This window comes from Halorussus lipolyticus (assembly GCF_029338375.1).
GTDB lineage: Archaea > Halobacteriota > Halobacteria > Halobacteriales > Haladaptataceae > Halorussus > Halorussus lipolyticus.
The window spans coordinates 221645-243048 of the sequence record NZ_CP119805.1; the positions used below are offsets into that span (position 1 = coordinate 221645).

The window sequence follows — 21404 nt, forward strand, 5'->3', positions numbered from 1 at the left end:
CTGGGACTTACCAGACCGCGACTGCCCTGACGGGCGACCCATCGGCCCCGGCCAGTGGGAGTGGATACGCTCGGAGTTCGAACCGCTCGGGCAGGTCGGCCAGTCCGGTCAGGTTTTCGACGACGAATCGCCCGCGGCCGAGGAGTTCGCGGTGGGCGGGCACGCCAGCAGGCTCTTGTTCCATTTCGGTCTCGCTCTCTTTGTTCTCGTTCTCGCTCCCGGCCTCGCTCGGCGACGGGTCGGGACTCAGCGCGTCGAGGCCGACGTGCAGTCCGCGCTCGGCGCACTCCTTCGCGGCGTCCGCGGTCAGATACGGGTGGTCGAAGTACCGGTCGGTGCCCCAGTGGGCGTCCCAGTCGGTTCGAAAAATCAGCAGTTCCGCGTCGCCAATCTCGTCGCGGGTCGGAACCGCCCCGATGCCGATGGGTTCTCGCGCCCCGAGCGCCGAGCAGTCCACGATTCGGGTGTCGAAGGTGAACTCCTCGATTCGGAACTCGTCCAGATTCTTCCCGTCGGGTTCGGTGTGACTCGGCGCGTCGATGTGGGTCCCGGCGTGGGTTCCGAGTCGAAGTCGGGTCACGCGATAGCCGTCGTCGTCGTGGGTCGCCGAGGGGGAGAACTCAACTTCCGGGTCGCCGGGATACACCGTCGCGTCGGCGTCGAGCGATTGGGAGAGGTCGCGGGTTGGCATGGGTCGGCCTTCGGGGCAGGCCGCCGAGGGTCTTTCGTCCGCCGGTCAACTTTCCGAGCTTTCTGTGTGACACGAAGCAACACGATACGCATTTATCGCCCCGAGACTTACGCCCCACTCCATGATGGCGACAACCCACGCCCTGTTCGGTGTTGTCCTCGCTACCGCGACGATGGGGGTCGCGCCGGAGTTCGCCCCCGTCGCGCTCGTAGCGGGGGTCGCCGGGAGCGTGTTCCCCGACTTAGACCTCTACGCGGGCCACCGCCGGACGCTCCACTACCCAGTTTACTACGCGGTTGCGGCGGTCTTGGCGGTCGGCCTCGCGGTCGCAGTGCCACTCGCCGAGACAGTCGGATTCGCGGTGTTCCTCGCCGGCGCGGCGGCCCACTCGCTGATGGACGTGTTCGGCGGGGGCCTCGAACTCCGGCCGTGGGAGGCCCAATCGGACCGCGCGGTCTACGACCACTACCGCGGTCGGTGGGTCGCCCCGAAACGCTGGGTTCGCTACGACGGCGCGCCCGAGGACCTGCTGGTCGCCACGGCCTTCGGTGCCCCGGCGTTCGTGGTCTGGACCGGGCCGACCCAGACCTTCGTCGCCGGCGTGCTGGCGGTGTCGGCGGGGTACGCCCTCCTGCGCAAGCCCCTCGCTGGACTGGTGGAACGCATCGTTCCGCACGTCCCCGCCGGGATTCGCTCGCACCTCCCCGAGCGGTTCCGGGAGGGAAGCCGTGAGGTGAGATGCGAGGAGGACGCTGACGCGAACAGCGAGGCGAGTGGCGAGACAAGCATCCCCGCGCCGCGGGCCGAGCGCGGGGACTGAGCCAGTATCAGCGCACCGGCGACCCACGGGGCTTGGGGCGGTTCGGTCGCAGGAGAGTCTGTCGGGGTCGCTAGCAGGCGGGCTATCCGTCGTCGGTGGCCTCGCGGTACTGCTCGCGGGAGATGGTGTAGCGGTGGAGGTCCCGAACCTCGTCGCCTTTCGGGACGAAATTGCGGAGAACGCCGTCGTGTTGCCCGCCGAATCGCTCGACGTACTTCTCGATGGCCCGCCGGGAACGCTGGTTGCCGACCTGATGAGAGGCCCCGACGAGTTCGAGGTCGAGGCGGTCGAAGGCGAGTTCGAGCATGGCCTCTGCGCGCTCGCCGGAGTAGCCACGGCCCCAGAAGGGCTTGCGGAGCCAGATTCCCAGTTCGGCCGACCGGCGCTCCCAGTCGAGATGGAGGTTGGTCGTGCCCGCGAGTTCGGCGTCTTCGTCGTCTTCGCCGGACTCCTCTCGGGGGAGAATCGCGTAGGTGGCCTGCCCGCAGTCGTCCCATTGCTCCTCTACGTCGGCGAGGTAGTCGTGGGTCTCCTTGGGCGTCTCGTGGGGGTCCCACATGACGTACTCGCTGACCTCGCTCATGTGGGGTGCCCCGGCGCGCATGTACCGGTAGAGGCGCATCGTCGGGACCGTCTCCCGGCAGAGGCGGACGAAGCGGAGTCGTTCGGTCTCGACTTCGCTGGGGAACACGAACGAACTACGTCCTCGGGAAGCATGTGTGCTTCGGCCTGCGACAGAATCGCCTGCGGGCGTGGCCTCGGTGCGGTCCGATTCGGAGGAGAAATCCAGTTTGGGGTAGTGGTTTCGGGGTACCAGCCCGCAGATACTGACGGTGGGTCAGCCCCGCGTACCTACCTACTACTCGATACATATCAATCTAGGGGTTCGAGCAACTCCGTTCCGGAGATGTCGGAAAATCGGCTTTCGACGCGCATGGCGGACCACTTTCACTTTCACTCCGGTTGGCTCACCCCTTTAGTAGTCGCCCGCGTCTCGTCGGACATGGCCAGTTCAGTCGCGCCGAACGGGAATACCGCGGTCTTCGACCAACTCTGCGAGGCCATCGCCCGCCAGCAGGGCGGCCACGCGGTGTACATGAAGGCCGCTCACGTCGTGCGCCGGTCGAACGGGGCCTACGGGCTGGTGGGACTCGAAACGGGCGGCGAGCGCGTGGTCTACCACTACGAAGGCGTCTTCGTCTCGGCGATGCCCTTCGACGAGGAGGGCGTCCGACGCGACGAGGCCGAGACGCTGGCCCGCAACGAGGACGTGCGCGAGGGCCTTCACGAAGTCGAGTACTCGTGGGTCCACCCGGACTACCGCGACGAACTCGACGGCGGGAACTGAGCGGCGGTCGGCGCGTCTCCCCCACTCTTTTGTGGCTGACCTGACGACACCCGGACATGAGCGACGAGACCGTCCTCTGCCCCGATTGCAGGTGGACCGGCCAAAAATCGGACCTCGACGCCAGCGGCGGAAGCCACTCCTGTCCGGTGTGTGACATGGACATCCGGGTAGAGTGAGGCCCTGCGAGCGGTCCGCACTCCTCCAGACAAACATTTACAATTCTCTCGGCCAATAGAACAATTGTTTAACCGTCGTCGCTCCGCTTTTGGACCGGCAATTGCGCAAAAAGCGGTGTCGAAATCGAGCTATCGCGCTACTCCAGCGGGTCCAGACCCTCCTCGGCGCGGAGGGCGTCGATGTACTCGCGGAAGCCGGTTTCGAGGTCGTACTCGGGGTCGTAGCCCAAGTCCTCCTGTGCGTCGGTCATGTCGAGTTGCTGGGTCCACGGGAGTTCGCCCTCGTCGCTGACCTCGATGTCGGCGTCGGGCATGATGGAGCGAACCGCCTCTGCGGCCTCGCGGATGGTCGCCACCTCGCCCCGGACGTTGTAGATGCGCTGGCTCAGGTCGTCCTCGGGCGCGAAGGCGGCCTTCCGGAAGGCTTGGGCGATGTCCTTGACGTACTGCCAGTCGATAACTTGGTCGCCGTATTCGACCGAGAACGAGTCGCCGACCGCGGGCTTTTCGATGATGTTGGCGAGGAAGGCCGACCCGCCGGTCTCGCGGTAGGGACCGTAGGCGACGGTGGGGCGCAGGCCGACGTGACTCACGCCGTGGTCCTCGAAGTAGACCTTGGCCTGATGCTCGTTGTACTCCTTGGTCGCGCCGTAGAGCGTGTCGGGGTAGACCAAATCCTCCTCGTCAACCCAGTCGCCCTCGTAGTTCTCCGGCGGGGCGTAGACTGCGGCCGAGGAGGCCCACGCCACGCGCTCCACTTGGTCATCGAGGGTCCGGGCGGCCTCGAAGACGTTGTTCGTGCCCATGATGTTGACCTCGGCCGCTCCTCGGGGGTTGTCCCGCGCGAGGTTGGTCAGGAGTGCGGCGAGGTGGACGATTCGGGTCGCGCCCGATTCGCGGACCGCCCGGATGACGCTGGTCGGGTCGGTGATGTCCCCGCGGACGATTTCGACGTCCTCGGCGATGTCGAGTTTCTCCAGAATTCGCGTGTCGGTCGAGAGGTCGTAGGCCACCACGTCGTGGCCCTCCTCTACGAGGTCCTGCGCGACGTAAGAGCCGATGAATCCGGTGCCGCCCGTGACGAGTACGGTCTCTGATTCGGTCATCGCTTGCAAATCTGTCCGGCAACGTAAAAAAGTGCAGTAAAGGGCTCTGGATTGTAGTACGTATCTATTTCCTGAGAACCAATTGTTCACCAGTCTTAATATATTCTTCTACTTAGTGTATTTAAACGTCGTCCGCTTTCATAATTTGTAATTTTAACTTACTACCTTCGATGCTCTGAATCCTATTGTTAATCCTATCAGAATTGTATACGATGTCACTATCAATAGCGACAAGAATACCAATTGAATCTTTTTTATGGATTTCCACTGCATCCACAATGACATCTTTGTCGTGATCTATGTCTAAATCACCCAATTCTTTTTTCAGTTTACTATTAGAGGATTCCGGATACGACTTGTCAATTAAGGATTCTATTATTTCTCTTTGTAACGTTTCGATATTCTGTGACAGACGGCGAAAATCAGAAAGTTGTTTTCGGCGTTCTTCATGTCCCCAACCACATTGTACATCATATCTGATGTGAGAGGTGTCATTTGGAGAGCTTTGAATATCTCGTTGAGAAATATCATAATCGTAGATGTCTAAATCCGGATTTTCTTCTAACCAATCCAAAAGATCATCATAAATTTTATTCCTTCGCTCGCAACATCGTTCAAATTCACCGCTCACTTTCCCGCCGATTACTTTATATATGTCCGAGTTCTCAATTAGCCGCTCTGAACCTTTGTCTTCCTCTATTTCCCCAGGGAGTTTCGCATAGACATAGTTCAGAAGTACTGATGTGTCAAAATTGACTTCTTTACTAGTGCTCATTCATCCTGATTTGCTTGCTCATTAGGTAAAATAATGTCGCTTTCTTCATCTATATCTAGTGAAGTATAATCCTCAATATTAGGTAGCAAATCTGCTTTGTAACACCAATTAGCGAGTTTTTCTCGTTCTTCTTCTACTTGCTTTTCGAATCCATTAAATTCACGCAAGCTCTCAAATTTTAGAGCCTTCGCATTCGGACCACACGCTTTGTCAGCAGAGATTAGTAAAGCCGGATATTTCCAAACATAATAATAGAAGAAATCGTGAAGCTCATCTAAAATGCGCCGTTGCTCTTGTGTCGTCGTCTCTTTCTGAGATAATTTATAAAGTATCTGTTCTATTAAATCAGTTCCAGAAGCAACAACTGCCTTGGTATCTGAAAGCTCTTCGATTGATGATAGTTCTAAATGCAAATCCGAAATCAAATATCGGATTTCTTTCTCTTTGGGTGGTGGAAGTAAAGCATCAGATCCACCTCCGTCAAAATCGCTAAGGGTTGTGTTTTTGGATTCTGTTTCAATCAACTTGTCTATATTATAAAGCTTCTCTTTTATATTAGTAGAAATTATATACAAATCCCTGTATTTTTCTGGCGCAAATTCTTGATAGAAATCTCTTAAGAATGAGAACCTATCCTCCCACCATATCTTGCGAAGAGAATAGTCTCCAAAAAACACTTCATTTTCAAAGAAATCACGAAGTTTGTTTAACCGGTCGGTATATGGCGTCTCGGATTGAAGACTACCAAAATATCTTTCTGTACCAGGTTTCGCGGTAAGAGAAGTACCATAACTCACCTTAGTATTTGCGCCAGCAAGATACCAACTATAAGTAAGATCTAAATCAAAGTTCTTAATAGCAAAATATGTTAACTTTTCCTCCTCAATTTCGGTTATCTCCCGATCTCGTTTATCAAAGATCTCTTTTAATGCCAGATCAATCGCTAAATGAACGTCTGTACGCAGATCTTCCTCTCCATCAAAGGGATCCCCATCGGAGGGAAGAGGACTCATTACATGTATATCATGTTGTCTATAATATAGGCCTTTTTGTTTCCGTCATCCAAGTAAGATATTTTCTTCCAAATTTGAAAAGGAACTAAACGAGGTGATTGCTTCACTTGGTAACTATATTTTCCTCTGGATGCTCTCATCCCTTTTCCGCGACCCCAGCATACTTCCCCGCGCTCCTACCATTCCGAAACGAAACACCGTGCGCCCCGTCTCGCTCACCGACCGACTCCCGGACCTCTCGCGCGAATCCCTCCTCGTCGTCTCGCTGGTCGGCGGCGCGGAGTTCGTCAACCACACGTATCTGGTCCTCTTTCCGCCGATTCTGGGCATCCTCTCCGAGGAGTTCGGCGTCTCGCTCGCCATGCTCGGGATTGCGATGGGCGTGCAGGGCGGGGCCAACACCCTGTTTCAACTCCCCTTCGGCTACCTCGCGGACAACTACGACCGCAGGCTTACGCTCGGCCTCTCGCTGGGTCTCAGCACCGCCAGCGTCTTTCTAATCGCCTTCGCGCCCACCTTCGAGATTCTACTGGTCGGCCAAGCCCTGCTGGGAATCGGTATCGCGGGCCACCACCCCGCGCACTTCCCGCTCCTCGCCGACGCCACGCCCGAAAACCTCCGCGCTCGGGCCTTCAGCGTCCGGGGATTCTTGGGGAGCCTCGGATTCGGTTTTCCCCCGGTCTTCTTCGCTGTGATTCTGGGCTTCCGAGGACTCTCGTGGCGAGGAGCAGTCGCGCTCATCGGGGCGTTCGGCGCGCTCTACGCCGTCGTCACCCTCGTCGCGTTCCAGCGGTACGTCGGCGAAGGCGTGACCGCGCCGGAGGCCAGCGAGGCGTCCGAGGACGATTCCGACTCGCTCTCGCGCCGGGAGTCGGTCCACCAGGAATGCCGGGCCATTCTGGCCTCGCCGGGGGTGCTGGCGCTGGCGCTCCTCGCGCTGGTGGCCTCCACCGCGAGTTGGGGCCTGACCTCCTACGCCGTGGTCCTCCTTCAGCAGGGCTACGGACTGGCGCTCGACGCCGCGAATCTGACCCTCTCGGCGATGTTCGTGGTGGGCGCGGTGGCGGTCCTCGTCGGCGGGGACCTCTCGGACCGGTTCTCGGCCGGGCCGCTCATCCTCGGAAGCTACGCTTCGGTCGTGGTGCTGGTTGGTCTGCTCGCCACGCTCTCGATTCCGGCGCTCGCCGCGGTCGGGTGCCTCCTCGTGGTCGGCGGAACTCGGGCGCTCGCGGGGCCTGCTCGGTCGAAGTTGGCAGACGGTCTCTCGGCGCGGTCGGACCTCGGGCGGAACTTCGCCATCATCACGGTCGGAACCATGACCGGGAGCGCGCTCGCACCGCCCCTGTTCGGCGCGCTCATCGAGGGACCGGGCCTCCGAGTCGCGTTCGCCGCGATTGGGGGCATCTCGGCGCTGGCGGTGGCGGTGACGCTGTTCGTCCTCTCGCGGCAGGGCGACGAAAATCGAGAGTCGGCGAGGGTCGGCGCGGAGACCGAATCGGAGTGACTTAGCTTCGCTGGGAGTACCGAATCGGGAGCGACTCGACGCCGTAGATGAACGAACTCCGGGTGGGTTGGAGTTCGGTCTCGGCGAGTCGAACGTCCTCCACGCGGTCCAGCAGTTCCGAGAGCGCGATTTTGGCTTCGAGGCGGGCCAACGGCGCGCCCAGACAGTAGTGGGTGCCGTGGCCGAACCCGAGGTGCTGGTTGGGCGACCGGTCGGGTTTGAAGGTGTCGGCGTCCTCGAACCGGCGTTCGTCGCGGTTGGCCGACCCGAGCCAGACGACGATTCGGTCGCCCTCCTCGATGGTTTCCCCGCGCATCGTCACGTCCTCGGTGGCGATGCGAGTCATCGCCTGCACCGGCGACCGGTAGCGCAGGGTCTCCTCCAGCGCGTTCGTGAGTTTGCGCTCGTCCCCCCGGAGGCGGTCGAACAGGTCGGCGTCCGCGTCGGCGAAACACCGGACCGCGTTCGTAATCAGGTTCGTGGTCGTGATGTTGCCCGCGATGAGGAGCAAGATGCACATGCCAAGGGCCTCCTCTTGGGAGAGATTGCGCCCGTCGCTCAACTCCGCGGTGACGATTTGGGACATCAGGTCGTCCCGCGGGTTCTCCCGGCGGTCCGCTATCATCTCCATGAAGTACTGGGCCATCTCCATCTGGGTCTGCTGTTGGCGCTCTGCGAACTCCTCGCTGGCCTCGTCGTCGCTCGCGGCCGAAACGAGCGTGTCGGACCACTCCTTGAACTGGTCGCGCTCGTCGGCCGGGACGCCCAGCAGTTCCGCGATGACCGTCACCGGAAGTGGGTACGCGAGGTCCGCGACGAGTTCCATCTCGTCGCCGTCGGCGATGGCCGACTCCAGCATCTCAGTGGCGAGTTCGCGGAAGTGGGGTTCGCGCTCGCGGAGGGTCCGGGGTTGGAACTCGTCGTCCACGACGCTCCGGAGTTCGTCGTGGCGGGGCGGGTCCTGAAACAGCATCGTGTCGAAGATTAGCCCTTCGCCCGGATTGTCCGGTTCCACGAAGTCGTTTGCGAGGCGCGGATTCACCGAGAACGTCTCGTCGTCGTCCAGAATCGTCTTCACGTCGTCGTACCGGAACACGTCCCACGATTGGCGCTCGGGGTCGTACCTGACGGGGTTCTCGTCGCGCATCTCCCGGTACCAGTCGAACGGTTCGAGCCACGACTCCCGGTCCTGTAGTTCGTCGGGAAACGCCTGTAGCCCCTGCGGGTTGGCGGAACTCATGCCACCGTCCTACGTGCTTGTACCGCTAAACTCTCAGGAAAGCTCCGACGGGAGACACTTTCGAGGTCGTTCGTCGTGAGCTGTGTAATATTGCTCTAAGCAATTTATGCCAATCTTTAACAAATAATTTTGGGTCCTTGTTCGGTCAGCGTCCCCACTCCGGCCCTTTCCCCAGACTACCTTCGGAGTTCCCAGCGAAGCGACAAACCAAAGTCATGCGCCCGAGTCACTTCGGCCAATGACCGAGACCAACGAGGAGGTCGTCGCCCACCTCGAACAGTTGGGCGTCGAGTACGTCTTCGGCTACCCCGGCGGCCGCGTCATCGAACTGCTGGACGAACTGCCCGAATCCGACATCGACGTGGTTCGGCCCCGCGACGAGCGGGAGGGGAGCGTCATGGCCGAGATGCACGGCCGTCTGACCCAGAAACCGGGCGTCCTCGCCGGACAGGGGCCGTGGATTGGCAGTTTGGGAACTATCGGCCAGATGGAGGCCCGCCTGTCGTCGTCGCCGATGGTCGCGCTGACCGAGGCCAGCGAGCGCGGCGACTACTCGACGCTCGCGCCCTACCAGCAGTCCAGAGGAGACTACGGCGGCCTCGAACTCCCCAAAATCCTCGACGCCGTGACCAAGGAATACTGGTTCCCGCGCTCGCCGACCGAGACCCTCCGGAGCGTCCAGTTGGCGTTCAAGCACGCCACCGCGGGCCGACCCGGCCCGACCGCGGTCATCTTCGACGGCGACGCCATCACCGAGGACGTGCCCGAGGACCCGACCCCGCCGGTGTGGGACGCCGACGAGCAGGTCAAAAACTGGGACTCCGCGCCGACCGAGAGAGACGTAGCACAGGCCGCCGAGGCCTTCGCCGACGCAGAGAAACCCGTCATCGTCGCCGGAAACGGCATCCACGCCGCCCAAGCCTACGACGAGTTGCAGGCCGCGGCGGAGGCCTACGACGCGGTGGTCGTGACCTCCTACCTCGGCAAGTCCACGATTCCGGAGACCCACGACCTCGCCGGCGGCGTCATCGGGTCGTTCGGCCACGAGGGCGCGAATCAGGTCGTGAGCGAGGCCGACGCCCTGCTGGTCGCCGGGTGCCGGATGAACCCGATGGACACCAACTGGCAGGCCCCCTCCTTCATCCGCCCCGACGAGCAGACCATCATTCATGCCGACATCGACACCCGGAACGCGGGATGGGTTTACCCCGCCGACGTGGGCCTCATCGGGGACGCAAAAGAGAGCCTGCAAGCCTTGGTCGATGCAGGCGAGGGAAGCAACGACTGGGCGCTCGACCGGGCCGAGGAGGCCCGCGAATCCTTCTCGGACCCCAAATGCGACTCTGACGACGCGCCCATCAAACCTCAGCGCGCCGTGAAGGAAATCGAGGCGGTCGTTGACGACGAGACCATCGTCACCGCCGATTCGGGTAACAACCGCTTCTGGCTCCTGAACTACCTCCAGACGCCCGGCATCCGGACCTACTTCGGGTCGGGCGGCGTCGGCGGCATGGGATGGGCGACTCCCGCCGCAGTTTCGGCGGCGCTCACCACCGACAAGGACGTTATCGGCGTCGCCGGAGACGGCGGATTCACGATGACGATGACCAGCGTCGAAATCGCCGTCGAGCAGGGCGTCGCGCCCACGTTCGTCGTCCTGAACGACACCAGTCTCGGGATGGTCCGCCAGATGCAGGACGAGGAGGGCGACATCGCCGGCGTCGAGTTCCACGACACCGACTTCGTGAAAGTCGCCGAGGGCTTCGGTGCCGAGGGCATTCGCGCCACGACGCCGGACGAACTCGCCGACGCGCTCGCCGAGGGCAAAGCAAACGACGTGCCAACGGTCGTAGACGCCCGAATCGACCGCGACGAGGACATGGCCGACCAACTCCAGTCATCGTTCTACGCCGAAGTCGGCGGGCTTCACGAGTAAGCGAGGCCGACCTCCCACTCGGCCGAACCTTTTTACCGACTCCACGCGCCCCTCTCGGCATGACCGACAAAATCCTCAACGACATTCGGGTCCTCGACCTCTCGACGTTCGTCACGGGCGGGTTCGCCACCCTGATGCTGGCCAATCAGGGCGCGGAGGTCGTCAAGGTCGAGCGCCCCGACGCGGGCGACGACAATCGCCGCGCCGGACCGCCCTTCATCGACGGCGAGTCGCCCTACTTCTGGACGGTCAACTACGGCAAGCGAAGCGTCGAACTGGAGTTGAAATCCGAGGCCGGCAAGCAGGCGCTCTACGACCTCGCAGAGGAGGCCGACGTGTTCGTCCAGAACTACCGGCCGGGCACCGCCGAGCGCCTCGACGTGGACTACGACGCCATCCGCGAGCGAAATCCCGGCATCGTCTACTGCGCCATCTCGGCGTTCGGCCAGACCGGCCCGTGGAGCGAGCGCAGAGGGTACGACCTCCTCGTGCAGGGCATGTCAGGTATCATGAGCGTGACGGGGGAAGCGGACCGACCCCCGGTCAAAGTCGGCCTGCCTCAGACCGACCTCATCACCGGGATGTGGGCCGGATTCGGCATCGTGAACGCGCTCTACGACCGCGAGCGGACCCCGGCCGACGAGTGGGACGGCGAGTACATCGACCTCGGGATGCTCGACGCGACCCTGCCGTGGTTGACCAAGCACGCCGGGAGGGTGTTCGCGGGCGAGGACCCCACCAGAATGGGCACCCAAGACCCGGTTTTAGCACCCTACCAGACCTACGAGACCGAAGACGGGCACATCAATATCGCCTGCCTCAATCAGAAGCTCTGGCGGGAGTTCTGCGAGGCCTTGGACCGCCCGGACCTGTTCGCCGACACGGACTTCGAGACCAACGCCGACCGGGTGGCGAACATGGACGCGCTCGAAGCCGAAATCGAGGCCGAACTCCGCGAGCGGACCACCGACGAGTGGATGGAGATGCTGGTCGAGGAGGCCGGCGTTCCGGCCGGACCAATCCAGAGCGTCGAGGACGCCCTCTACAACGACCAGACCGAGGCCCGCGGCGTCGTCACGGAAGTAGAGCGCGAGTGCGCCGACGGCGAGACTCGGACTGTTCCGGTCATCGAGCATCCCCTGAACTACGCCAACGCCGACAGCGGATTCGAGTCGGCACCGCCCGAGTTGGGCGAGGACAACCGAGAGTTGTTCCGCGAAATCGGCTACGCCGAGGCCGAAATCGAGGAGTTAGCAGAGAAGGGCGTTTTTGGAGCGGAGTGAGTCTTAGCGTAGCTCCTCGTGCAACTGCTCGGCGGCGGTCCGGACCGCCTCGCTACTCTCTCGCTCGGGTGACCACCCGATTGCGCTGGCCTTCTCGATGGAGAGGCGCATCTTGGGCACGTCGCCGGTCCAACCTCTGTCGCCGCCGGTGTACTCGAACTCGGGGTCACAGCCAACCACGTCACTGACCAGTTCGGCGATGCGCGTGACCGAGATGGTCGTCCGGGTGCCGAGGTTGTAGATGTTGGTCGGTTCGTCGGTGTTCTCCACGACGTGTTGCATGCCGGCCACGCAGTCCTCGACGTGGAGGTAGGACTTCTCTTGGCGACCGTTGCCGAGGATTTCGAGGCTCTCGGGGTCGTCCAGCAGTTTCTCGATGAAGTCCGAGATGACGTTGTTGCGCTGGTGGGGACCCACGACGTTCGAGAAGCGGAACATCCACGTCGTGAAGTCGTGTGAGTGGGCGTAGGTCGAAAGCAGGCCCTCGCCGGCCAACTTGCTCGCGCCGTAGGTGCTGACGGGTTCGAGCGGCGCGAAGTCCTCGGGGGTCGGGCGCGGGGCCTCGCCGTAGACCGCCGACGACGAGGCGAACGCGATTTTCGAGAGGCCAACCTCGTCCATGCGTTCGAGCAGGTTGTAGACCATCGTGTTGTTGGCCTCGAAGACGCGGCGGTGGTCGCCCCGGTTCACGTCCGAGAGCGCCCCGAGGTGGAAGATAACGTCCAAATCGTCGGTGACGACTTCGGCCACGTCGGCTTCGTCGGTGAGGTCGCACTCGGCGAACTCGACCGATTCGGGCACCCACTCGCGGTTGCCCTTCGAGCAGTTGTCGGCGACGAGTACGTCGTTGTCCTCGGCGAGCGACTCGCTGAGGTGGGTTCCGATGAGGCCCGCCCCGCCGGTGACGAGGACGGATTTGCCTGCGAGTTCCATGCCCGACATAGCGGCGGAGCGACGGATATATCTTTACGTTCGGGGTTCGAGGCGTGGGATTTGGGACCACGTTCCGGTTTCGAGATGCACCGTCCGGTGACGCAAACACCTAAATACGCAGATTCGCCACCTCCACGCATGAGCGACGAGGACTGGGGCGCGAGCGCGCTGTCGGTGCGCGAGGGCCTCCGGGACGCCATCGCTGGCGGTTCGGAACCCGGTTGGCGGACAGCGGTCGCAACCGTCACAGCTGTCGAGGAGTCGGCCTACCGACGACCCGGCGCGAAGCGACTCGTCGGTGGTGACGCTCGGGGCGGTCCGCTCGCGGCCCTCGCCGAGCGCGCGGCCGACGGGCCGGTCCGCGAGACGTTCGACCGCACTGCCGACGACACCGAGTGGGGCCTCGGACAGAACGGCGTCATCGACGTGCTGGTCGAACCCGCCGACCAGAGCTTTCGGCCCGCACTGGAACGAGTCGCAGAGGGCGAGCGCGTGGCCGTCCTCACGGTAGTCGGCGGCGACCACCCCGACGCAGAGGTCGGCGCTCGGGCCGTGGTCGGCGAGGAGGGAAGCGTCGAAACCACCGAGGCCCGCCCCTCGATTCCCGACGGCCTCCTCGGGGCAGTCCGCGAGCGCGCCGGTGAGTTCGCTGTCACCGGGCGCTCGGCGACCGTCGAAATCGAAACCGAGCGCGGGACCGCCGACGTTTTCGCCGACGGCCTCGAACCGGTTCCGGAACTGCTGGTCTTCGGTCACGGCGAGGACGTTCGCCCGGTGGTTCGTCTGGCCCGCGAGGCCGGATTTCGCGTGACGGTGGCCGTTGAGGACGGCGCGCGGGCCGACCCCGACGAGTTCCCGTCAGCGCACGAGGTCGTCGCGGTCCGGCCCGCTGAGGTCGCCGAAGTCGTCTCCCGGCCGGCGGACACCTACCCGGTACTGATGAGTCACGACTTCATGGCCGACAGGCAGGCGCTGGCGGCCCTGCTGGAGACCGACGTGACCTACGTCGGCCTGATGGGGCCGCGCAAGCGATTCGAGGCGATGCGCGACGAACTCGCCGAGGTGGACGGAGAACTCGCCGACGAAGACGCCGAGCGAATCGCAACCCCGGTCGGGTTGGACCTCGGCGCGGGCGAACCGAGTCAAATCGCGCTCTCGGTCGTGGCCGAGGTGCTGGCGGTGTCGAACGAACGCGACGGCGGTCGGTTGACTGACGGCGAAGGGCCGATTCATCCCCGCCCGGAGTGAGAATAGCGCCCGCGAGTCGTCGTCTCGACCGGGCGGCCGCCACGAGAACCATGTCGGTCGGTCCCGTTAGTCCCTGCATGGTCCCAGACCGCGATTCCCCGACGACCGAGGACATCGAGGGACGGATAGAGCAGGTTGGTCGCTACTCTCGGTTCGTCAAGGCGGGACTCGGCGTCATCGTCTCGGCGTTCGTCCTCGCCGTGGTCGGACGGTTGCCCTCTAATCTCGGGTCGGTAGCGAGCGCCGTCGATGCTGTCCTCCTGCCGTTGATTTTCGTCGGGATGGGACTGTTGCTGTTCGGCATCGGGATGCACCTCCACCTCATGCACCTCAACCTCGTCAAGCAGTTACGCAAGAGTCGAGTTGCGGAGTCGCAGTCCGAAGACGAGGCGAAGTCGTAGTACGGTCCAAGACACATTCACATTTCCCTAAGGAACAGGAATAATTGTAAAAGAAATATTTATATTTACTCGTCCGCCCTACCTGCTTCGTTCGTCCCACCCGCCTCGTCGGCCCCATCCGCCTCGACCCGAAGCGATTCCAGCGCGTCCGCGAACGCCGCCGTGTCGGCCGGGAACACCGAAATCGGCTTCGGGCGGTCGGCCACCTTGATGCGGGCCTTGCCGCGCTTGCGGTAGGTCCAGTAGAGGCTTCCCGCGCCGAAGACGGCGAACGCGCCCCCGAGGAGGACGCTCCTCGGAATCGAGTAGAGACCGTAGCCCACCAGCAGGACGCTCAAGACGGCGAGGAACCAGTCGAAGGCCTCGATTGTGACCTCGGCCACGTCGTCGAGCGCGATGCTGGTGATTTCGTCGTCCGCGGAGACCAGCAGGCGGTCGTCGGTCACCACGACGGTCCCGCCGGTTCTGAGCGGCAGGCGCTCGCGGATTTCGTCGTCGCCGACGGCGTCGGAGAGGGCGGTCATCGCTCGGGAGTTGGAAGTGCGGGGTGGAAAAGGGTGCGGTGTTCGGAGAACCACCCGCGGCGTTTCGAGGCCGCCGTCGTCTTCAATCGAAATTCCCGAGCGACCGAGAATCAGTCAGTCCGCACCGGGAGCGCGCTCCTCGGAGTCCGACGACCGGTACCGGTCGAAAAAGGACCGGAAATCGCTCTCGTCTTCCGACATCGCTTCGAGTTCGGTGATGCCGCGCTCGTCGGCGGTGCCCTCGATGGTGTTGTCGAGGAAGAACGCGACGATGCCGCCGACCGCCATCCCGGTCGAACCGATGACGAAGATGGTGGTCGAGACGACCTCTGTCCCCAGAATCGCGCCCAGCACGGGCACCTGCGCCATCCCCTGCTGGAACCCTGCCGCGCCGTCGGCGACGTTGCCCATGTAGGAGGGAATCGCCAGTCCGACGAACAGCGCGAACCCGACGACGAAGACGTTCCGGTTGCTGTCCAAGTCCACGAACTTGAGTTGCGAGAGACCCACCGCCGCGATTTGGCCGAACATGGCGACGTAGAGGCCCCCGACGATGGGCGCGGGGATGGTGGCGAACAGTTGGCCGACGTAGCCCACGTACCCAGCGACTATCATTACGCCAGCGCCGATTTGGACCACGTAGCGCGAGGCGACGCCCGTGATGCCGATTGCGCCGACGTTTTCGGTGTAGGAGGTCGAACCGTTCCCGGTGCCCATGACGGCCGCGAGGACGTTGCCGACGCCCTCCATGCCGATACCGTGGTTGATGCGCTTCTTGCTCGGCGCGCCCTTGCCCGCCATCCGGGCGACGGCGTGGTAGTCGCCGAAACTCTCGATGGCCGAGGCCAACATCCCGGCTATCATGCCGACGACGAACGCGGGCGTGAACCGGGGCAGTCCCCACTGGAAGGGGTAGATGGGTTGGACCGCGGGTGCGCTGGCGACCGCACCGAGGTCAACGTAGCTGACCGAGTTCGGGCCGTAGACGCCCGTCACCGACAGAATCGCCGCGACGACCCACGCCGTGGCCATGCCGAGCAGGACCGGGTAGAGTCGAAACGTCCGGTGGTACTTGTCGAGATACTGGGAGAAGCCGACGATGAGGACCAGCGTCAGACCCAACAGCCACCAGTTCTGGCCGGTCCCCGCTGTCCCGAAGTTCGGGTCGGCGATTTGGGGCGCGTTGAACAGCGCCAGACCGATGAGCGCGATGGTCGGCGCGATGACCACCGGACTCACGAACCGCTTGAGCGCGCCCATCACACCGAAGTAGCCGATGAGAATTTCGACCAGTCCGGCGACGATGACCGCGCCCGTGAGTTCGCGTAGCATGAGGTTCCACCCGGCACCTTGGGCTGTGAGGACGCCGATGATGGCCAGCGCGGGCGCGAGCATCGAGAACGTCCCGCCCTGCACGATGGGGTAGCGGTTTCCGATGATGGTCTGGGCGAGCGTCGAGACGCCCGAGACCACGAAGAACGTCCCGATGAGTCGGCCGACCTGCTGGCCGGGCATCCCCATCGCGCCCGCCAGCGCCAGCGGGATGGCGACCGACGCGCCTATCATCGTCAGGTAGTGCTGGAAACCCAACAGCGCGGACTCGCCCAGCGGCGGTTTGTCCTCGATGCCGTACTCCACGAAGTCCGAGGCCTCGGCGTCCGGGTCAGCGGGCGGCCCCTCGGGAGCGATGTCCTTCTCTACCTCCTCGAAACCGTCACCGTCGTCGCTCACGGCGAGTCACCCCCGCGACACTCGTCGCGTACCGCAATCGAAGTGATAAAGGCACCAATAAGTGACACACGTACAGTTCCCGAAACGATTGGCATAAATATACCGATAAAGCTGTATTCTGACGGCTAGAAACCGAACGAGCCGGATTCTCCGAACTCGGTTCGAGGGCGAGAGCGACGAGTGGCACTCGAAAGATACGAGGTTAATATAGTACTTTGCGCGCGTAAGCAGAACGACGGCGAGCGTCTAAATTACGACGATAGCAAACGTCTGCGTCCTCGAACCGGCAGTTCGACCACGGGACCCGGCATCAGGTACAACTGTTTGTTCCCTTGAATGTACGGTTGTTTAAGTTGTTTGAAGCCTATACAGCAACCAATGAGCGAACCGAGCGATAGGTCGGACGACGGACCCGACGAGCGACAGGGAGCAGTCGAACACTTGAACGACGCGCTAGGGGCCGACCAACTCGACGAGGCCAAGTTTCACGTTCGGCAGGCGCTCCAACTGTTGCAGGTCGAATGAGGTCGGCGCTCCACAAAACCTTTCCTCGCGCCGTTCGCACCTCCCGGTGTCTCCATGCCCTCCATCACCCGCAGGCGACTCCTCGGTAGTCTCGCAGTCGGCGGGACCGCCTCCCTCGCAGGCTACCGGTTCCTGCCCGCGAAGTTCGTCCCCGCCCCGATTCTCGAACAGCGCACCAAGTGGCGCTCGATTCCGGAGGTAGACTCCTCGCTCCCGGTCGCAGACGACGCCCTCGCCGAGTCCCGCCAACACCTCCGGGAGACCATCGACCGGGCCGAGGAGGCGTGGGCCGAGGTGGACGAGTCCGACGTGGACTCCGAGGCCGAGGACTTCGACATGTCCCTCGAAAACAGCGTCGAGGTGGCCCGCGACCAACTCGCCGAGGCCGAGGGGGCCGACCCGACCACCGACGCGCTCCGGACGCTCCGGTTCGGCCTCGGCCGCGCGGCGTGGTCGCTCGCCGCCGCGAAGGCGATTTCGGAGGACTACGAGATGGACGCGCTTCGGGAGGAGTCGCGGGTCCTCCGGGAGAAGATAGACGACTTCGTGGCGTCGAGTTCCTACGAGGTCGCCGACCCCCGCCGGGGCCTCGCGTACTGCTATCGAACCGAGCGCAAAGTCGTGTTCGCCCGGCTAAACGCCGACAACGTGCCCGACGAGGAGGCCGACAGGAGCCTCCACGACCAGAACGTGGTCGTGGAGGCCATTCGGAGCCTCATCGAAGGCGAGCGATGGCTCGGTGACGCGAAGGCGGTCTACCGGTCTCACCGGTCGAATCTCGACGCGGGAACAGAGTCTACAGACCTCGAAAGCCACTTGGACCGGACGTGGCGGGACCTCGCAGAGCGAATCGACACGCTCCTTCCCGACCGCCAGAAGGCCGTCGAACGCTACTACCCCGACGGCGAGGGGCCCCACGAGCGGGCTGTCAGGGAACTATTCAACAACGGCTACTCCACGGCGACCGACGCCCACCCGCCCTCGTTCGGGAATCGCACCGGCCTGTTGGCGTTCGTCGCAGTCGAACACGCCATGGCGCTCCAGCACGCCCGAGGGTTCCAGTCGGCGATGGCGGACGTGGACCGCGAGTTCGCCGAGGGTTCCGTCGGCATGCCGCTGGTCGCCCGGACGAAGCAGGAAGCGACGGGGAAACTCCGAGACCTGCTTTCGGACTCGGACGACCCGATTACGCGGGAACTCGCAGACCGGCCCCGCGAGGAGATAGCCATCGGCGACTGGTCGCTCGGCGCGAACCCGACCTTCGAGTCCGAACACCCCTACGCCGAGGCCTACGCGATGTACTCGCTGGCGTCGGCGAATCTGGCGACCACGCCCACGGTTCGGGACCTGCTTCTGCCGTGAGTGGCGCTCTCTACGCCGACCGAGCGTTTCGCGGCGGCGAGAGGTGCTTGCCCAACTCGGTCATCACCTTCGACTCGGCGCGCATCAGGTGTTCCCACGCCGTGGTCGGAGCGACCCCCACCGCGTCGGCGATTTCTTCGATGGTGGTCTCGCGCTTGGGTTGGTAGTAACCCAGTCCGATAGCGGTGGCCAGCACCTCGCGCTGGCGGTCGGTGAGTTCGTGCAGGACCCGCGAGAGTTGGAGTTGCTCGCTCCCTTCGAGTTCGCCGAGTGACACGTCGCGCACGAGGTCGGTCTCGTTTCCGGCCCGCTCCAGCGAGGCGATAATCTCGCCCAAGTCGTCGGAATCGTCGAGGTAGAGCGTCCAGCGCTCCCACCCGGCCGTGATGGTAGTTCCGGTCCGGTAGTGGATGCCCATGTCGGTCAACCGCTGGGCGATGCTGTCCCACCGATAGCTGTCGAAGGTGATTGCCACGAGGACCCGCGGCACTTCCAGCGGCGTCAGGCGGTCTACGCCGAGGACCGCGGCGGACTCCTCGAAATCTTCGAGGAAGGAGGCGACCTCCTCGGCCGGGCCTGTCATGCCGATGATTCGCTTGCGCTCGGCGGCGCTCCCCGTCATCGAGGAGACAGATTCGAGCGTCACGTCCGGGTGGTCGGCGCTCACGTCGCTCTCGGGTTCGCCGTGGTGGCGAATCCGAAGCGTCACTTCCCGCATTGCGAGGATTGTACGCGCGCTGGTCGGTTCAATCTTCGGTCGTTTCTTCGAGAAGCGGAATATGGTTTTACAGGTAGAAACTGGATGGTAGCTTCGAAAGTCCTCGCACCAGAGCCACAAGAGCAGACAGTACACCACCGAGCGAAACGGCTCGTCAGTCGTATTTGGACGTAAAATCCTTTCCTAAAAAAATAATTACTTGTTTCTTCCGATTGTTTAGGTGGTCGAACGCGGCGCTCGCGCCGCGTTCGCCCCCGGCCTCTCCGCCGGTTTCGACCCGTCACGCCCACAACGCTCAGAACCCTGCGCTGGCCAACCCGGATATATTTGGTGGCAGAACGAAGGGGGCTGGCTCTGTCTTGGAGTACCATGGGTGGGGATTACAACCAAGAATTCGACGACGAGGCCGTCAGCGGCCCCGTCGTGGACCGAAGAACGACCATGGGACTGCTCGCGGCGGCCGGACTGGGGGGTCTGGCGGGGTACGCCGAGCGAGTCGAAGCGCGCGAGGACGACACGGCCGCGATGCAGGACCAACCTCAACAGGGCGGCACGCTGACCGCGGCGTGGTCGGGCGGTTCGGGGGTCCGAAAGCTCGACCCGCCGACCATCAACCTCGGCCAAGAGTTCCAAATCGCCGCGAACGTCTTCAGCGGCCTCGTCACGCTCAACGAGGACCTCACGGTCCGCGGGGACCTCGCGCGAGACTGGACAATCAGCAACAACGGAAGCCGGTTCACCTTCCAACTCCGGGAGGGCGTCACCTTCCACAACGGGACTGAGTTTACCGCCGAGGACGTGCGCTACACGCTCAACCGGACCATCGAGAACGAGACGCCCGCGGCGGCGAAACTCGAAACCCTGCAACCGATAGACGACGGCGGCGTGGTCGTGCAGGACGACTACACCGTCGAACTCAACTGGGAGCAACCGATGTCCCCGGCGCTCATCTACCTCACGCGGGGTCCGGGCCGCGCGGGGACCATCGTGAATCAGGAGGCCATAGAGGAGATGGGCCAAGAGCAGTACAGCCAGACCCCGGTCGGGACCGGGGCCTTCCGAGTCACCGAACACGAGGTTGGTTCGCGCATCGTGCTGGAAGCCTACGACGACTACTTCGAGACCGACGAGAACGGCAACCAACTGCCCTACCTCGACCGAGTCGAGATTCGTCTCCTCTCGGAACCGGCGACAATCTCGAACGCGATTCGGTCGGGCGGCATCGACTTCATCAACGTCGTGCCCCTCGACATCGTGAGTCGCATCGAGCAGGCCAGCGGCGTCGAGGCGCTCCGCGCGCCCGGCGTCAACTGGATAGGGTTGGCGATGAACTCCCAGCGCGAACCATTCAGTTCCCGACAGGCCCGGAGAGGGATTGCGAAGGTCATCGACAACGAGGCCTACGTCGAGCAGGCGCTGTTCGGCAACGCCCTGCCCGACACCGGCCCCATCAACAAGGCGACGGCGTGGGTCTGGCGCGACGACAAGCCGACCGACCAAGACTACGCCCCCGACGAGGGCCAGCAACTCATCGAGGAGGCCGGGGCGTCGGGAGCCAGTTTCAGTCTCCTCGCTACCCCCGACACCCTCCGGGAGTCGCGCGTCCTGCGCCAGCAACTCAACAACGCCGGGTTCGACGTGAGCGTGGACCAAGTGACCAACGCGACGTACAACGAGCGGTTCTTCAACAATCAGGACTACGACGCTACCGTCACCGGGAGCGTCGGCGACCCCGACCCCGACCAGTCGCTGTGGAACTTCTACCGCAGGCCCGACCAAGGCGGCGTCTGGAACTGGACGTTTTACGACAACGACGAAGTTCACCAGATGCTCGGCGAACAGCGCCGGCAACTGGACCGCGAGACCCGCGCTCAGACGCTCCAGCAAATCGAGGACCAACTCATCGCCGACGCGCCCCACGCCTACATCTACCACCGTGACGACATCGCGGCACAGGTCGATAGGGTCAACGGGTTCGTCCACATCCCGTTCATGCGCAACTTCCACACGACGTGGGTCCAGCAGTGACCGGAGACCGAGCATGATTCAGGAGGCCCGAATCCGGTGACA

At 63.1% G+C, this 21404-nt stretch carries 20 protein-coding genes; 10 read left to right on the forward strand and 10 right to left on the reverse strand.

Features of this window, described 5'->3' with window-relative positions; translation table 11 throughout:
* Window positions 1-7: 7 nt before the first annotated feature.
* Window positions 8-691: a cyclase family protein gene (locus P2T57_RS18110; protein WP_276302145.1), complete on the reverse strand. Its 684-nt coding sequence runs from the start codon at window positions 689-691 to the stop codon at window positions 8-10.
* 121 nt (window positions 692-812) lie between these two features.
* On the opposite strand from P2T57_RS18110, the gene P2T57_RS18115 reads away from it, so the two are divergent.
* Entirely contained in the window at window positions 813-1511 is a 699-nt protein-coding gene (locus P2T57_RS18115) for a metal-dependent hydrolase (protein ID WP_276302146.1), read from the forward strand.
* An 82-nt stretch (window positions 1512-1593) separates the two neighbouring features.
* On the opposite strand, the gene P2T57_RS18120 is transcribed toward P2T57_RS18115, so the two are convergent.
* The gene (locus P2T57_RS18120; protein ID WP_276302147.1) at window positions 1594-2202 is read right to left on the reverse strand and encodes a GNAT family N-acetyltransferase; all 609 of its coding nucleotides are present in this window, start codon (window positions 2200-2202) and stop codon (window positions 1594-1596) included.
* 312 nt (window positions 2203-2514) lie between these two features.
* Here P2T57_RS18120 and P2T57_RS18125 point away from each other — a divergent pair, with 312 nt between their 5' ends.
* Window positions 2515-2859, forward strand: a complete 345-nt coding sequence (locus P2T57_RS18125; RefSeq protein ID WP_276302148.1) for a hypothetical protein — start codon at window positions 2515-2517, stop codon at window positions 2857-2859.
* A 313-nt stretch (window positions 2860-3172) separates the two neighbouring features.
* On the opposite strand, the gene P2T57_RS18130 is transcribed toward P2T57_RS18125, so the two are convergent.
* From P2T57_RS18130 to P2T57_RS18140, 3 genes are all read right to left on the reverse strand, one after another.
* Window positions 3173-4141: an NAD-dependent epimerase/dehydratase family protein gene (locus P2T57_RS18130; protein WP_276302149.1), complete on the reverse strand. Its 969-nt coding sequence runs from the start codon at window positions 4139-4141 to the stop codon at window positions 3173-3175.
* Between the two features lie 121 nt (window positions 4142-4262).
* Window positions 4263-4916, reverse strand: a complete 654-nt coding sequence (locus P2T57_RS18135) for a DUF8169 family protein (protein WP_276302150.1) — start codon at window positions 4914-4916, stop codon at window positions 4263-4265.
* The gene (locus tag P2T57_RS18140; RefSeq protein WP_276302151.1) at window positions 4913-5929 is read right to left on the reverse strand and encodes a DUF8098 family protein; all 1017 of its coding nucleotides are present in this window, start codon (window positions 5927-5929) and stop codon (window positions 4913-4915) included. Before P2T57_RS18140 ends, P2T57_RS18135 begins: the two co-directional genes overlap by 4 nt.
* 199 nt (window positions 5930-6128) lie before the next feature.
* Between P2T57_RS18140 and P2T57_RS18145 the strand changes: the two genes are divergently transcribed.
* Window positions 6129-7433, forward strand: a complete 1305-nt coding sequence (locus P2T57_RS18145) for an MFS transporter (RefSeq protein ID WP_276302152.1) — start codon at window positions 6129-6131, stop codon at window positions 7431-7433.
* A 1-nt stretch (window position 7434) separates the two neighbouring features.
* On the opposite strand, the gene P2T57_RS18150 is transcribed toward P2T57_RS18145, so the two are convergent.
* Entirely contained in the window at window positions 7435-8673 is a 1239-nt protein-coding gene (locus P2T57_RS18150; RefSeq protein ID WP_276302153.1) for a cytochrome P450, read from the reverse strand.
* Window positions 8674-8911: 238 nt separating this feature from the next.
* Here P2T57_RS18150 and P2T57_RS18155 point away from each other — a divergent pair, with 238 nt between their 5' ends.
* Window positions 8912-10609 carry a thiamine pyrophosphate-binding protein gene (locus P2T57_RS18155; protein WP_276302154.1) on the forward strand — a complete coding sequence of 566 codons (1698 nt, stop codon included), beginning with the start codon at window positions 8912-8914 and terminating at the stop codon, window positions 10607-10609.
* Between the two features lie 59 nt (window positions 10610-10668).
* Window positions 10669-11892 carry a CaiB/BaiF CoA transferase family protein gene (locus P2T57_RS18160; protein WP_276302155.1) on the forward strand — a complete coding sequence of 408 codons (1224 nt, stop codon included), beginning with the start codon at window positions 10669-10671 and terminating at the stop codon, window positions 11890-11892.
* Between the two features lie 3 nt (window positions 11893-11895).
* On the opposite strand, the gene P2T57_RS18165 is transcribed toward P2T57_RS18160, so the two are convergent.
* Window positions 11896-12825: an NAD-dependent epimerase/dehydratase family protein gene (locus tag P2T57_RS18165; RefSeq protein ID WP_276302156.1), complete on the reverse strand. Its 930-nt coding sequence runs from the start codon at window positions 12823-12825 to the stop codon at window positions 11896-11898.
* A 138-nt stretch (window positions 12826-12963) separates the two neighbouring features.
* Here P2T57_RS18165 and P2T57_RS18170 point away from each other — a divergent pair, with 138 nt between their 5' ends.
* Entirely contained in the window at window positions 12964-14073 is a 1110-nt protein-coding gene (locus tag P2T57_RS18170; RefSeq protein WP_276302157.1) for an XdhC family protein, read from the forward strand.
* A gap of 77 nt (window positions 14074-14150) precedes the next feature.
* Complete coding sequence (locus P2T57_RS18175) at window positions 14151-14474, forward strand: hypothetical protein (RefSeq protein ID WP_276302158.1); 324 nt, start codon at window positions 14151-14153, stop codon at window positions 14472-14474.
* 65 nt (window positions 14475-14539) lie between these two features.
* Here P2T57_RS18175 and P2T57_RS18180 read toward each other — a convergent pair whose 3' ends face one another.
* Both P2T57_RS18180 and P2T57_RS18185 read right to left on the reverse strand, forming a co-directional pair.
* The gene (locus P2T57_RS18180; RefSeq protein WP_276302159.1) at window positions 14540-14998 is read right to left on the reverse strand and encodes a hypothetical protein; all 459 of its coding nucleotides are present in this window, start codon (window positions 14996-14998) and stop codon (window positions 14540-14542) included.
* Between the two features lie 114 nt (window positions 14999-15112).
* Window positions 15113-16687 (reverse strand): uracil-xanthine permease family protein, encoded by a 1575-nt coding sequence (locus tag P2T57_RS18185; RefSeq protein WP_276302531.1) that lies wholly within the window; start codon window positions 16685-16687, stop codon window positions 15113-15115.
* 420 nt (window positions 16688-17107) lie between these two features.
* On the opposite strand from P2T57_RS18185, the gene P2T57_RS18190 reads away from it, so the two are divergent.
* Window positions 17108-17254: a hypothetical protein gene (locus P2T57_RS18190; protein ID WP_276302160.1), complete on the forward strand. Its 147-nt coding sequence runs from the start codon at window positions 17108-17110 to the stop codon at window positions 17252-17254.
* Between the two features lie 54 nt (window positions 17255-17308).
* Window positions 17309-18616: a hypothetical protein gene (locus tag P2T57_RS18195; protein WP_276302161.1), complete on the forward strand. Its 1308-nt coding sequence runs from the start codon at window positions 17309-17311 to the stop codon at window positions 18614-18616.
* 10 nt (window positions 18617-18626) lie between these two features.
* On the opposite strand, the gene P2T57_RS18200 is transcribed toward P2T57_RS18195, so the two are convergent.
* Window positions 18627-19334: a helix-turn-helix domain-containing protein gene (locus P2T57_RS18200; protein ID WP_276302162.1), complete on the reverse strand. Its 708-nt coding sequence runs from the start codon at window positions 19332-19334 to the stop codon at window positions 18627-18629.
* A 369-nt stretch (window positions 19335-19703) separates the two neighbouring features.
* On the opposite strand from P2T57_RS18200, the gene P2T57_RS18205 reads away from it, so the two are divergent.
* Window positions 19704-21362 (forward strand): ABC transporter substrate-binding protein, encoded by a 1659-nt coding sequence (locus P2T57_RS18205; RefSeq protein WP_276302163.1) that lies wholly within the window; start codon window positions 19704-19706, stop codon window positions 21360-21362.
* Window positions 21363-21404: the final 42 nt, after the last annotated feature.